General features: G+C 44.2%; 13 protein-coding genes and 2 pseudogenes. 1 reads left to right on the plus strand and 14 read right to left on the minus strand.

Annotation, left to right across the window (positions count from 1 at the left end):
• Nucleotides 1-5: 5 nt before the first annotated feature.
• From PSI22_RS12660 to PSI22_RS12680, 5 genes and pseudogenes are all read right to left on the minus strand, one after another.
• Nucleotides 6-974, minus strand: a complete 969-nt coding sequence (locus PSI22_RS12660) for a filamentous hemagglutinin N-terminal domain-containing protein (RefSeq protein ID WP_187649345.1) — start codon at nucleotides 972-974, stop codon at nucleotides 6-8.
• Between the two features lie 17 nt (nucleotides 975-991).
• Nucleotides 992-2644, minus strand: a complete 1653-nt coding sequence (locus PSI22_RS12665; protein ID WP_273580073.1) for a ShlB/FhaC/HecB family hemolysin secretion/activation protein — start codon at nucleotides 2642-2644, stop codon at nucleotides 992-994.
• 97 nt (nucleotides 2645-2741) lie between these two features.
• Nucleotides 2742-3668 (minus strand): two-partner secretion domain-containing protein, encoded by a 927-nt coding sequence (locus tag PSI22_RS12670; protein ID WP_187649347.1) that lies wholly within the window; start codon nucleotides 3666-3668, stop codon nucleotides 2742-2744.
• A 153-nt stretch (nucleotides 3669-3821) separates the two neighbouring features.
• A complete protein-coding gene (locus tag PSI22_RS12675; RefSeq protein ID WP_273580074.1) occupies nucleotides 3822-4019 on the minus strand; it encodes a hypothetical protein in 198 nt (65 codons plus the stop codon).
• Between the two features lie 131 nt (nucleotides 4020-4150).
• Nucleotides 4151-4273, minus strand: a pseudogene (locus PSI22_RS12680) (phage major capsid protein); the annotation flags it as partial.
• A 45-nt stretch (nucleotides 4274-4318) separates the two neighbouring features.
• On the opposite strand from PSI22_RS12680, the gene PSI22_RS12685 reads away from it, so the two are divergent.
• The gene (locus PSI22_RS12685) at nucleotides 4319-5170 is read left to right on the plus strand and encodes a Tn3 family transposase (protein ID WP_273580090.1); all 852 of its coding nucleotides are present in this window, start codon (nucleotides 4319-4321) and stop codon (nucleotides 5168-5170) included.
• 76 nt (nucleotides 5171-5246) lie between these two features.
• Here PSI22_RS12685 and ssb read toward each other — a convergent pair.
• From ssb to PSI22_RS12730, 9 genes and pseudogenes are all read right to left on the minus strand, one after another.
• A pseudogene (ssb, locus tag PSI22_RS12690) lies at nucleotides 5247-5471 on the minus strand (single-stranded DNA-binding protein); the annotation flags it as partial.
• Between the two features lie 16 nt (nucleotides 5472-5487).
• Nucleotides 5488-5697 carry a hypothetical protein gene (locus PSI22_RS12695; RefSeq protein WP_038194431.1) on the minus strand — a complete coding sequence of 70 codons (210 nt, stop codon included), beginning with the start codon at nucleotides 5695-5697 and terminating at the stop codon, nucleotides 5488-5490.
• 76 nt (nucleotides 5698-5773) lie between these two features.
• Nucleotides 5774-6238, minus strand: coding sequence for an STY4534 family ICE replication protein (locus PSI22_RS12700; RefSeq protein WP_038194433.1), 465 nt, complete (start codon nucleotides 6236-6238; stop codon nucleotides 5774-5776).
• A 314-nt stretch (nucleotides 6239-6552) separates the two neighbouring features.
• Nucleotides 6553-8553, minus strand: a complete 2001-nt coding sequence (locus PSI22_RS12705) for a DNA topoisomerase III (protein WP_273580075.1) — start codon at nucleotides 8551-8553, stop codon at nucleotides 6553-6555.
• Nucleotides 8554-8566: 13 nt separating this feature from the next.
• The gene (locus PSI22_RS12710; RefSeq protein WP_273580076.1) at nucleotides 8567-9280 is read right to left on the minus strand and encodes a PFL_4669 family integrating conjugative element protein; all 714 of its coding nucleotides are present in this window, start codon (nucleotides 9278-9280) and stop codon (nucleotides 8567-8569) included.
• A gap of 204 nt (nucleotides 9281-9484) precedes the next feature.
• On the minus strand, nucleotides 9485-10708 hold the full coding sequence (locus PSI22_RS12715; protein WP_273580077.1) for an STY4528 family pathogenicity island replication protein: 1224 nt from the start codon (nucleotides 10706-10708) through the stop codon (nucleotides 9485-9487).
• 110 nt (nucleotides 10709-10818) lie between these two features.
• On the minus strand, nucleotides 10819-11073 hold the full coding sequence (locus PSI22_RS12720; RefSeq protein WP_273580078.1) for a ParE family toxin-like protein: 255 nt from the start codon (nucleotides 11071-11073) through the stop codon (nucleotides 10819-10821).
• A 35-nt stretch (nucleotides 11074-11108) separates the two neighbouring features.
• The gene (locus PSI22_RS12725; RefSeq protein WP_038194411.1) at nucleotides 11109-11684 is read right to left on the minus strand and encodes a DUF2857 domain-containing protein; all 576 of its coding nucleotides are present in this window, start codon (nucleotides 11682-11684) and stop codon (nucleotides 11109-11111) included.
• A gap of 78 nt (nucleotides 11685-11762) precedes the next feature.
• Nucleotides 11763-13358: a ParB family protein gene (locus PSI22_RS12730; protein WP_273580079.1), complete on the minus strand. Its 1596-nt coding sequence runs from the start codon at nucleotides 13356-13358 to the stop codon at nucleotides 11763-11765.

Raw genomic sequence — 13358 nt, forward strand, 5'->3', positions numbered from 1 at the left:
AAATATTAAATTGGCTCCCATCTATTTTTATCATCAGACCATTTTAATTTTGTTCCATTATCATTTAAGTTATTAGCATTTATAGTTATATTGTTATTATCATTTCTAAAAACCCCATTAATATTTACAGTGCTACTATAAGGGGCGTTTATCTTAATCAGGTTTTTTCCATCTAAATCATTTAAATTAACTCCGGTTCCTTTATCAGTAGATATCAGTACGATTCTATTAGCGTATATTCCACCTATGTCACTAGTATCTATTGAGAATTCAGGTTTAGGACCTTCAGATTCAATCCAAGTATAAGTAAGGTTTTTCATATCTGTTAAAACACCGCCAGCATGAACAGAAACATAATCTCCTTCAATATCTCCATCTATCTTGATAGTTTTGCTAAACAAATTAAGATAGTTAACATTTCTAGTATTTATCCCATCTTCTCCAATAGTAATATGTCCTTTAGTTACTTTAGACTCCTCTAAATTTTTTCTTTTATCAAAGGTAATAGTTCCAGTGGTGAAATTAGCTTCACCAATAGTATCACTGAAAGTAAGTCCATTAATTGAAATACCATTAGGGTTAGATATTATCACTGAAGCTCTATCGCCAGCTACTTCAATCATACCTTTAAGTTGAGATAGATTGCCTCCAACTACCTCGTTAACAATTATTCCGGCTGGTCTATTTCTAAGATTAGGGCTTTTATTTAGTTGTCCTACTAGTTGAGATGTAGTACCATTTAATGAATTATTGAACACTAAACCTTTTTCAGAAGTATTAAATTCTTTATAGACGTTATGAGATACTCTTGAAATATTAGGAGTAGCTATATCTATTACGGGTATATTATTAACTATATTTACTTGAGTTCTATTATCATTAGGGATAACTGGATTTGCAAAAGCTATATTTATACTCACAAGGGATGTTAAAGAAAACAACACTCTTAATTTAAATTTGTTTTTAATGGTCATAATAATAACCCTATTGATTAAAAATTAAAAGAAGTAGACCAGTGGAAAACCCTGTTATCTGGTTTAAGATCTGATGAGTATTTTAAAGGTTTTCCAAGTGTAATTGAATGATTACTTATCTTATTATTCAAATTTAACCCTAAAGATGTTCCTACTAAAGTATCTCCTTCTGCAGATTTAGCTATTTCTTCTTTAAGCCATCCAGCATCTAAAGAGCTAACTAATGAAATATCACCTAATTTTGGAATACTTGCTACTTTCCAATTAACTTCATTTCGCCAATATCCTCCTGAATTTCCAGTAACATATTGTTCTTTAAAACCTCTGACAGAATACAATCCACCTATAGACATTCTTTCGCTAGAATATAAATTTTTTGGGCTATATTGACCATAAACAGAGGTAAAATAATAAATATCTTGAGTTATAGGTTTATAATAACTCAAACTCCCTGTTAATTTTGTAAATTTACTTTTAGGGTTGTTTTTAAACTCATTATCTTTAGTGGCACCTAGTATATGTAGCCCTTGAACTATTGTTGGGCTGGATCTAAAGTATCCACCTAGTAATGTTGAACTATAATTAAATCCTAGATTTACTGTGCTTAAATCTGAACCACTAGCTAGTTTATATTCTCCTAAAATATTTTCGGCTTTTCGTTTAGTTAATCCCATATTTAAGCTTAATTTTTGTTTTCCATCTCGATATAAAGTTCTATTTGCAGTTACAGAATGAGAATTTCCTTTTCCCATATATCGAAATGATCCAAAATCATTTATAACAATATTTTGATATGATTCATTTTTTGAATATTGATAATTAAATAACCAATATCCATAAGGTATGCTTACTCCAGTATTGAAATACCAACTTCTATAACTGTTACTAAATCCAGTATCTTTATTACCATAGAATGTCCAAGAATCTGCCAAATGTAGTAAATTATCTATTTGTAAAGAAGTATTAAATTGATTATTACCTTTATTTTTTTGACCATTATTGTCAAAACTTAAATCTACACTGATAGGTAATCTGTCTGAATCTTTTTTCAAAATTACATCTGAGTACCCGGGCTTATCTGAAGGCCGAATATCTATTTTAACTTGATAAGAAGGTAGCCTATTTAACTGGTCTAATCCTTGCTCTATATCTCTTAAGTTAAGAATATTTTCCTTCATGTTTGGAAAAGCCATTTTTAATTCTAATAAATTCTCACCATCTAGTAATATATTATTGATTTTCCCTTCTATGACCTGAATAGTAAAATTATCTCTAGATATATCCAATATACTTCTTGGTTTTATGAAAGCTCCAGAAGTAATATAACCTTTTATCATGTAATAATTAGATATCTCAGCTAGTAAAGACTCAATATCTTTTTGAGTTAAACATTTAGAGATATTTTGTTCTATTAGCGATTTTTGCTTAGATTTTGGAAAAATAGTAGCGCCTTCAATAACGATATCGTTGATTATCTGACAAGATAATTTAGATTCTTGAGCCTCTGGCTCTTTCGATTTATTAAATTTAAGATCTGACCCTAAATCTTGTTGTTTTTGGGACTCCTCTAATACTTCTTTTTGTCTTTGCTTAATAATCTCTTGATCCGCCATAATAGAGGTATTAGCGGAGCTTGGAATAGAGGTATTAGCTTGACTAGAAGTTAACATAATCAAATAGAAAAAAGAAGATTTAACGCAGTTTTTAATGAACATAAAATTTGAAAAAATCCGTTTCTTTTTAAATTATTAATTATGTAGGTTTAGTTTAAATATCCGCTTCAACAACTATTGGGAAACCATTTGTTTTGAATGTTGCATTTTCTTTATTTAACTTATTAGCAAATATAAAGAGAGAGTTATCGCCTCTGAACTGACCAGAAAGATTCGCTGTTCCTCGGATTTCCGCCAATAAAGATTCTGTACCGGTTAAATTACTTAGGTTAACTCCGGTTCCTTTTTCATTAGATTTCACGATAATTTTATTAGCATAGATACCTCCTAAAGCACCAGTATCTATTGAAATTTCAGGATTACCGATGCCAGTACCCGCTAGTATAGAATTAGTATCTAAACTGACAGTTTTACCTGTAATCATTCCGTTCAAATCTATAGCTCTACTTTCAATAGTTAAATTATCAACATTAGTACTATCTATACCTTTCTCACCTATAACAACTTTACCTCCAATTAATTGAAAAGTGGCAGGATCACCTTTGTTTACTATAGCATGAGTAGAAGTACTTAATTGAACATGGTTGGTATTAGAAAAACTAGCTCCGTTAGCCACAATCCCGTTTGGGTTAGCTATTAATATTGCAGCTCTATCTCCCGCCACTTCTAGCATACCTTTAAGTTGAGTGAAATTACCTCCAGTAACGTTACTAACGATAACTCGAGCTGGCTTAGATAAATTAGAATTTTTATTTAGTTGTCCAGCCAATTGAGATACAGTGCCATTTACTGAGTTATTTAAAACCATACCTGGTTCGTTAACGTTGAATTCTTTGAAGTTATTAAAAGAAAACCCTCTATCATCTGGGTTAACTATATCAACAACTTCAATATTATTAACCATATGTACTCGAGTTTGATTATCGTTAGGAATACTTGAATTTGCAAGAGCCGAAGTTACAAAACTTAGAGATACTATAGAAGTTAATAAAGTTTTTACAAAAATTTTAGAATTTTTCATAAAGTTTCCATTTATTTTTAACTTTTTCTAAATAACTGTTATTTTGACATTAAATAAATAAATAAATAAATAAATAAATAAATAAATAAATAAATAAATAAAAAGTTAGTTGTTTTAAACAACTAACTATATTCTAAATCTTGCCATAAATGACTATTTTAGTAATTTTTCGCAATCTTCTTTAGGAAGAATTCCTTCTTGACATAATCCAATTATTGGAATCTCTATTACTCCACCACCAGTGTCAAAATTTGGGTTAGTGAAATTACTGTTTTGAAATAAAGTTGGAGATGCTGAAGCTATACCTGCAAAAGAAAATAAACTAACTAATAAAAATTTACTAATTTTCATAATTTAATTACCTCTTTGTTAAAACATTAAGTAAAACATATTAATAAATATAGAAAATATTGTTAAGTAAGTCAATAAAAAATTATTTTAATAAATAAAATTTAATTACTAAAAGATTCTTTTAGTAATTAAAAGTTACCGAACGCCACCGGCACGGCACCTGCGCCCAAATCCGCAAACTGTTCGTTTTCCGCGATACCGTAGCCCAGCAGCGCAGAGGGCTGCCCCAGTTGCAGGCCCGGCTGCCACAGATATCAGCATTATCGCTGGTCGTCAATCATGTTCCAATCAATACTACCGTGAACGCCCCGAATGAGTTTGAGGGGCATTTTGCTTTTGACCTGCTCTATAACAACAGCAGTGATATCCAGCCGCTCTCGGTTTCGACGGATAATCATGGGATCAATAATGTCAATTTTGCCTTGCTGGATATTTTCGGTTACCAGTTTGCCCCTCGTTATGCCAAGTTCAAAAAAATCTTTGAAGAATTGTTCGATATCACCTTGCTGGGTGAAAAACTCCATATTTCTTTGAAAAAACCGATAAAGAACAAGTTAATCATGGATGAATGGGAACGTATCCAGCATATTGTTTGTTCATTGAGCCGCAAGGCAACCAATCAGAGTATCGTGGTCAGAAAGCTGTCAAATGGCAAGAGAACTCACTCGACGTTGTCTGCCCTACGTGAGTATGACAGGTTAGTTAAATGTATCTATTTGCTTGAATACATGGACAACCAGACACTGAGACAGTTTGTGCAACAGGCATTGAATCGGGGAGAAGCCTATCATCAGCTCAGAAGAGCCATCGCGTCTGTCAATGGAAATCAGTTTCGAGGCGGAAATGATTATCAGGTTGAACAATGGAACGATTGCGCCCGTCTGATTGCCAATTGCATTATCTACTACAATTCAGCCTTGTTATCCGGACTGGTAGAACGATTTGAAAAACAAGGTAACAGTGAGGCAATTGAAATACTGGCCAATCTCTCCCCAGTGGCCTGGAGCCATATCCAGTTGGCAGGGAACTACATCTTCGCAGAACAAAGCGACACATTCAGTCTTGACAGTCTGCTAGAAAATGTAGACCCGCTGCTCGAATCAAAGATGGATGATAGTGATGAGTATGATGTTTACGAGGAAGCAGGCTGATCATTTTCATTTAAAATTTTGAAATAATTAAATAATTTTAACATCATGGAACTTTTCGCTGAATTGGGCGCAACCCCCCTTTTTGCAGGTACTCCGCCGCGATTTCCGCTAACTTGCCGAAGATCACCACCCGGTGCCATTCGGTTTTCTCCCGAGTTTCGCCGGTTTGTTTATCCCGCCAACTGTCCGAAGTCGCCAGTGACAGTGTTGTCACCGTGCCACCCTTTGGCAGGTAACGGATTTCCGGATCTTGCCCCAATAATCCTACTAAAATGACTTTGTTAATGCCGCGCGAAGACATATCAATTTCCTCCCTGTTACACTAACTTACGTTGCGTCCAGCACCCTTTTTTCAGGGCAAATTCCGCCTGCTCACAGTGGGCAAAATATTCCACGGATTCACGGGAGCACGGTTCCCCCTCATCCAATGTGCCGATATAAAATCCTGCACGGCTTCGCAACACGGTTAACGGTAACTGCTTATGGCAATATTGCAGTGCCAGAACACCAATTGGTGTAATATTCATCTCTGTATCCTGTTGCCTTTGATAATAAAAGGACTGCCCTGAAACATCAGGGCAAGTCGGTGGGATAAAAGGAATATCAGAATGAGTTTTCTGCATATTCTGCTTGTGCAACACCATTCTGTGGTGGCGTCGAGTCGGACTGTTCGGCCTGATACACTTTCTCCTGACCGATTTTGATCCAGTCAACCTTTATCAAACGGGCTTTCAGACTGACGCGCTGTTCACCGGCATAATCGCCGCGTTTCAGGGTAAAAATATCGGTGGACGGGTTGCTTAAGGTAAATCCCAATAACACTTTTTTATCCTCATCCACCGATTTCTGGCAACGACCGATCAGACTGGTCGCTTCTTTACCGACCACGGTAATATCAAAACGCACATAGACTGGGTTATCACCGGGACCATTTAATGCATTGATCACACAGCTCAGGAACGTACCGCTGGCGGTGCTGACATGACGGATATTATTCAAGTAGCCCAGCCCTTTGATATTCAGGTTGAAATAGTCGTTTTTGGTTAACGATGTTGCGTTCTCAGACATACGATGTTCTCCATGGAGGTAAAAAATAAGGAATGACGGAGAAAATCCTATCCCCTGACGGGAATAGTTTTTCCCGCCGGGCGTCAGACGTATACGTTGCTGACGTTCTGATAAAGAATAATGAACCTTCATTGCCGCTGAGTTGGCAATATCTGCTTCCAAAGGGGTGCAAATGTACCGCGTTGAGGCGCTCCCTTTCAGGCTACGGGAGTTTTACAGCCACCCAAAGGCGATCGTTGCAGGCTCACCGATCATTTAAAAAACAGGTTGATTCTTAAAGCATCCCGTCAGCGCGTCAATCAACAACCAGATCTTCAAACTTTCTGATTTGCCCGCCTGGCTTTACGCGATTGGGTTAGCGCTTTGGCATTCAGCATTCCTTTACAGCCCGGGTAGTTCACACAGCTCCAGAACGGCGAGGTTTTTCCCTGCCGCTGCCGCATCCGGCTGCCACAGTTCGGGCAGTTCGGGGTTTTCGGTAACGTCAGGTGCAACGGCTGGGCCTTGCCTCGTTCGACTAAATGCAAAAGCCATTGCGCCTGTTTCTGCATAAAAACAGCCAGCGACGTTTTGCCCTGCGCAATATCATCCAGCGACTGCTCCCATAATGCGGTCATGCCCGGACTCGTCAGTACCTCCGGCAACCCGGCAATCAGTTCCCGTGCCAGTGGCGTCGCCTGAATCGCTTTCTTTTTATGCTCAATCAGCTGGCGTTTAAACAACGTATCCAGAATCCCAGCCCGGGTCGCTTCCGTGCCTAACCCGGCACTCTCACGCAAGACCTGCTTTAATTGCGGATCACTGACCAGACTGGCGGCATTTTTCATCGCGGCAATCAGAGTGCCTTCGGTAAACGGTGCCGGTGGTTTGGTGTGCAATGACTGAATGCTTGCTTCAATAATCTGACAGCGATCACCCTGATGAAATCGCGGGAGTGGTGAATCAGTTTCCGGTTTTTCCTGATCCTCCGGAAGTTTTTCAGTAAACAGTACCTTCCAGCCCGTGAGCACATTGACCCGCCCTTTTGCCCGGAAAAGTTGCCCGCCGATATCCAGCGTCACCTCGGTGACATCCGTTTCCTGCGCTGGCAGAAACTGCGCCAGATAATGCTGACGAATAAGCTTATAAACCTTTAACTCATCGGTCGTTAACCGGGTGAGATCAAAGGCGTGACGTGTGGGAATAATGGCATGGTGCGCCGTGATTTTTTTGTCATTCCAGACGCGGGAAACCAGTTGTTCGTCCAGCTGGCTGATAATATCGGCCATCGCCGGATCGGTTCGCACCAGTGCTGTAAGCACCACCGGAATATCAGCCTGCATGGACACGGGCAGATATCCGCAATCCGTGCGTGGGTAGGTCGTGGCTTTATGGGTTTCATACAAGGACTGGGCAATCGTCAGCACCTGACTCGCCCCCATGCCCCAGAGACGGGAAGCCGTTTGCTGCAATGTCCCCAAATCAAAACAGAGCGGCGGCGGGCTTTTCTCCCGTTTTTTACTGACGTCCATCACCGTGGCCTTCGTTGCCTGCTGGCAACGTTGTTGCACGGCCTGCGCCACGGCCTCCCGGGTACAGCGGTTTTCTTCGTCACCATCATCCGCGGCGGGTAGCCATTTAGCCTGAAAGTGGGTATTGTCTTTTTCCAGCTTTGCCATCACCTGCCAGTAGGGTTTTGGCACAAACTGATCTATCGCCTTATCTCGGTTCACCACCAGTGCCAGTGTCGGCGTCTGTACCCGGCCAATGGACAAGACCTCACCAAAACCCAATGCCTGCGCTTTCAGGGTATACAAACGGGTCAGATTGATACCCGTCAACCAGTCGGCTCTCACCCGCCCCAGCCCTGCCTGATAGAGTGCTTCCGTCTGCTCACCCGGCAAGATGGCCGCCAGTGCCTGCCGGATACTGGTTTCATCCAGTGCCGACAGCCACAACCGCCTGACCGCACCGGTGAAACGACAATATTCCAGCAACTCGCGAGCAATGACTTCCCCTTCACGGTCGGCATCGGTGGCAATAATGACCTCATCGACCTGTTTCAATAACTGCTGAATCACTGCAAATTGATCGGCGGCCTCTTTTTTTACCGTCCACTGCCATTGCACAGGCAACACCGGCAACACATCCATCAGCCACGGCGGGCCAAATTGCTCACCATAATGTTCGGGTGCTGCCACCTCCAGCAAATGCCCGATGGCCCAGGTGACAATAATACGGGTACTAAAGAGAAATCCCTGCCCGCGCTGTTTCACCCCCAGAACTTTGGCAATGTCTTTGGCCTGAGAGGGCTTTTCACACAAATAAAGCTGCATCTTTCCACCTCCATTAACCTTGTTCTGTGGAACGTAATGGGGAGGAAAACTCTGAACTCTGCTTGCCTGACAAAATATCGGGATGCGGTTCACCCAGCAGTTTAATGGCGTCAAGCCCTATCGGGGTTTTCTCAGCAATATCTTGCCGGGTGACAGCCAGTGAACGGTAAGAACGCACAAGGCCGTAAATCTGGCGAATGGCACGGCTGCCGTTGTGCAGAAAGGCATCCCGCTCTGCACGTGAAATCAGCCCGTAATGAAAAGCCTGAAACGTTTTCATCGCCAGCTGGTCGTAACCAACCAGCAGCCAGACACAGCGGTAGCCTAACGGCGAATGACTGTAAACCCCGATATTCAGCGGTTCGACAGAGGAAACGGCGGATAAGGTGATCTGCTTCGGTACGGCATTCAGGGTATCCTGCAAAATGGCAAGACTCTGTTTAAGATTGGCAGAAGCCGACGCCAGTGCCTGCTCCAGTTTCACCAGCCAGACATCGGCATACGGATTATCCGCAGCGGAATCCACACTAATGTTGCCCGCCCGTCTAATGACCTGCGGCATCCCCAGGATCTCCGCAACCTTATGCGTATTGCTGATTTCTTCCCGTCGGCGCCCCGCCCACAGCCGGATAGCATAGTGGGTATGCAGTTCAATCGTTAACGAGGATGTTAAGACGCCTGCGCGTAAACGCGGCTGAGATGCGGTTTTTTCTTCTGCATCAGACATGCACAAAGACTCCTGTTTGACCTTGATAAGTCAGTCAAACTATCAGGGCAAAACAGGCTGTGACTCAATGAATAACCAGTTATGAGAAAAAAGAAAAATACGCCATTGTATAGAGAGTGGAAAGATGTCTTTTTAACCTTTTTTGCCTCAGGCACCAAAGTATGATTTTTAACCTTTTTTGCCCCGGGCAACAAAGTATGATTTTTAATCAACGTGATCACTCTGGTATTTTGCCCGTGTCAGTCGTTGGCGAATGTCTTTCACCACGCTGCTGACGTGAGCGGGTGAAGAGGGTGAGACAGGGCGCTCAGTTTTTTGAGTCAGCTCAACACGCGCTTTTACAGCTACTGACCCGGTGGTAGCAATTTCAGTCAGCGCATACAGCTTTCCCTCTCGTGCCCGTTTCATCATCGTCAGCAACCAGCCGACCGGATTGCCGATTTTCCCTGCCCGTAACGCCTTATCCAGACAATTCAACACGGTCTGCGCCTGTTCAGCGGGCAGCGCCTGCAACTGGCTGTTCAGCATCGTCACATCTTCCGGCTCCAGTTGTCGACACAGCCCTTCCGGCAGAAAAACAGCGGATTGCGGATCTACGTATGTTTTTTTATTCACATTCTGTGTAAAAGAACGTACATAACGGTTCGGTTTAGTTGATCCGCTATAACTCGTTGATTTCAGGCTGAGTTCGGATACCGAATTCAGCTCAGCCTGCCCCTTTGACTGACTCAGTTCGGTTTCCGAACCCGGCTTAATTTTCCTGAGTTCGGATTGATGATCTTCTTGTTGAAGAGACTGACGCATCACTCTTTGCTGCGGCGTCTGCACGGCATTCAGCCGTTCTTCCAGTAAACGGATATGGCTGTGGCGATGGCGCATCAGCGGATCTTCTTTGATGTCGGTCAGAACGTCCCGGGCCGTCTGGCTGATAGTCCGATTTTTGCTGCGGCACGCTTCTGCTACGGTATCCAGCCAGTGGGGATCGAGAATTTCAGCATCACGACAGGTCAGCGGTTCATCATGCTGGGCATAGATGTTGCCCCGTACCCGACCATGCTCATCACGGATACGTTTGCATAAACTCAGCCAGCCGGTTATTCGCAGCATCAGTAATACCCGGCTGACTGTTTCACGCGATGCCTTGCCTTTATAGGGGGACGCCAGCAGGACCTGCAATTCGTCATAGCTGGGGAAAACCGCGCCTTCATTTTGCTGGGCATACAGACGGATCATCATCCAGCCGGTTTTATCCAGCGGCGACAGGCGATCATCCAGCAACAGGCGGCGGGGATAGGCATCCTGAATATTGCCCATAAACAGCAGACCACTGCGAAGTTGTGAGACGTCATCGTCTGTGCGTTGTTCCAGACGCATTTTCATCTTGGCAATCGTGTGTGCAATGAGGCTGTCTGCTGACAGGTTTATCATGATCCCGTTTCTCCGGCATTAGTCTTTAACTCTTTGTCTGTAAAAAATAATGTCAGGGCTGCACCCTGTTACGCTGAACAAGATGCAGAATGACACGACTTCAACACTGACTATTTACGAATTTCATTGTTGTAACGTTCATGGAGCATCAGCTCCCACGATTGCCCGTTATCACGGCTTAACAACCGCCAGAACAACCCCACATTGATTTTCAGATATCCGGTGCCTTTTTCTTTCAGCCGGACGTAATTACGTGCACCCCGCTGGTAGCTGCTCACCTGATGTTGCACCTTGCGACACAATGACCGCGGTGTCGTCAAGGGCACATGCAGGCCGGGCATGATTTCCATTAATTTTCCTGACATCGTTTCCTTTTTTGTTTATTTTTAACTGATTGCCTTCATGCCTGTTTTTTGACAGGTCCAGATGTCTCGCTGTGCTGCCAGTCCTTCACCGCATGCCAGACAGCCGTCAGCGAGAGTTGATGATGTGCAGCCATCTCCAGCATAATATCCAGCCCTTCGGCGCTGTCCGCATCGGCAATCTTTGCCACCTGCCAGCGCTGCCACAGGTCACTGTTTTCCGCTTCCGTCAGGGGCGATCCGCGCCCCGGCCGCACGGTCATGCCGGCAATGCGTCGCCGGGCAGCAATTTCCAGACTCGACAGGCCAAAAAAATAGTGCATCAGTTCAATAGAGCCGCCTAATTCCAGTGCCCGGTCAATACGTTGCATCCGTTGCTGTTCAATACGTGCCTGATGTAAGATGCGGGCCAGATTGGCGTGATGAATATGAACGCTCAGCACCGATACCGGGCTATTGCCCAGATAATGCAAATCCTCAATTGTCAGGCGCTGCAACATCAGCATTTCACCGGGCGCCAATCCCAGTGCCTCACAACGACGGATATAGCCGTTCTTCAAATCCATCACCAACTGCATCAGCAGGCTGTTGGTTGCTTGCGATAAATGATTCATCTACTTCCTCCAATATCAGGCCAGTCAAAACGTAATGAACAACACATTGGAAAACAGACACCACGCACCGTACCGGTATCACGACATCGTTATTGCCTCCGGCGCTATCTGGCGCTGAAGTTCACGCAAACGGCGGAGCACCCGGATAAGACGCAGGAACTTCACAGTCTGGGTATCATCCAGTAACGGCATATCCTCCCGTCCGGCGGTGCCGAGCAGAACAGCGGTCAGCGTTAATTCCGTGGCGTCAGTTGTGTTTTCTCCGGTCAAGCTGAACAATAAACGCGAAAAAGCCCGGGCTTCCTGCGCATTCACCAGACAAAAACCCGCCGCGCTTTCATCTGAGGCAGGTAACAAATCACTGTCACAGCCCATCACTTCGGTCAGCTCAAATGCCAGCCGAAAGGCCATATTCTGCAGATGCTCGATATCGTCCTGCATCGGGGAAATATCCCAGACCGAACTGACCGGCTCCAGCCCGGTTCGGGCAAAGTGCAGGCATTCAACGTCGGGAGCAGGCAGAACAGATTCAGGCGGGTTATCCTCGCTATCCGGCTGATAAGGGGGAATAACCGGATTTTTTCGGGGAGAGGGGGCAGGTGCCTGTGTCTTATCGACCGGAGCGCTTTCCGTATCAGGTGCCTGCTCCCTGTCAGTGACAGATTGAGTGATTATTCGCGGATTCGATTCCCTGTTTTGCACTCGAATTTGATTAGCGTTATCCGGCTCAGACGCTTCCGGTATCGATGCTGCGTCAAATATCGTTGCCTGCTCACCAAAGAGCTGGCGGCGGTTGCTTTCTTTCGGATCTAATTCCAGTATCCAGCGGTCATAATTGAGCTGAGGGTGTGGCAGGGCCTGCAATAAATCGCCAATCAGTTCATCCCGGAACATCTCCGGCGACCAGTCTTCCAGCGCATCAAACTTACGACAACAGAAACCAAAAACTTCATTAAAGGTCAGGACGGGTTCCGGGTTTATACTGAAAACATGCTGTTGCCAGACCGTCTCGGCATCCTGCCGTAATGACAGTAACACACGGATTTGCGGCACGTTCAACCCCGAATTCAGCAGATTAGGTATCCACGGGTACAGGTATTGCACGGTATCTTCCATCCGGCTGATATAGCTGATACTTATAGGAAAACCGGCTTCACCGAGCAGCGCAGACAACTCACGCAGGGTGATTTTCTGCTGTTTCTGAGCTTCATACAGGGTTCTGGCCTTACAGACGCCTAATGCTTTCTCAATAAAACTCAGGTCGCCCCGCAGTTCGTTTTCCGCCAGATGCCCGATCACACACTGTAAACGCCCCGGCCACGGCTTAAACAGGCAATGCAACCGGTAAAACCGCTCATCCCCGGTTTCCTGCCACAGCTCAGACAGGATCTGGTAACGCGTATTCCCGCCATCACTGAAGATATAAACCTCGTCACCGTCCGGATCGCGGGTGACTTTCGGCACCGTATCCAGCCCACGGGCTTTGATCGAGGCTTTAATATCGTCATAACGGGGATTGCGGCTGGTGCGGGGGTTATCCGGATTCGGGCGAAGTTGATCCAGCGTTAATACCATTGGCATTTCCGCCATCGGCTGGCCATCATCGAGCGTGACGACTGCCTGTCGCCCCTGCTGTAATAAGGCATTGCCTAAATTCAGTGTATTGCGTCCCAT

The sequence above is a fragment of the Xenorhabdus aichiensis genome, assembly GCF_028598775.1.
Classification (GTDB): Bacteria; Pseudomonadota; Gammaproteobacteria; order Enterobacterales; family Enterobacteriaceae; genus Xenorhabdus; species Xenorhabdus bovienii.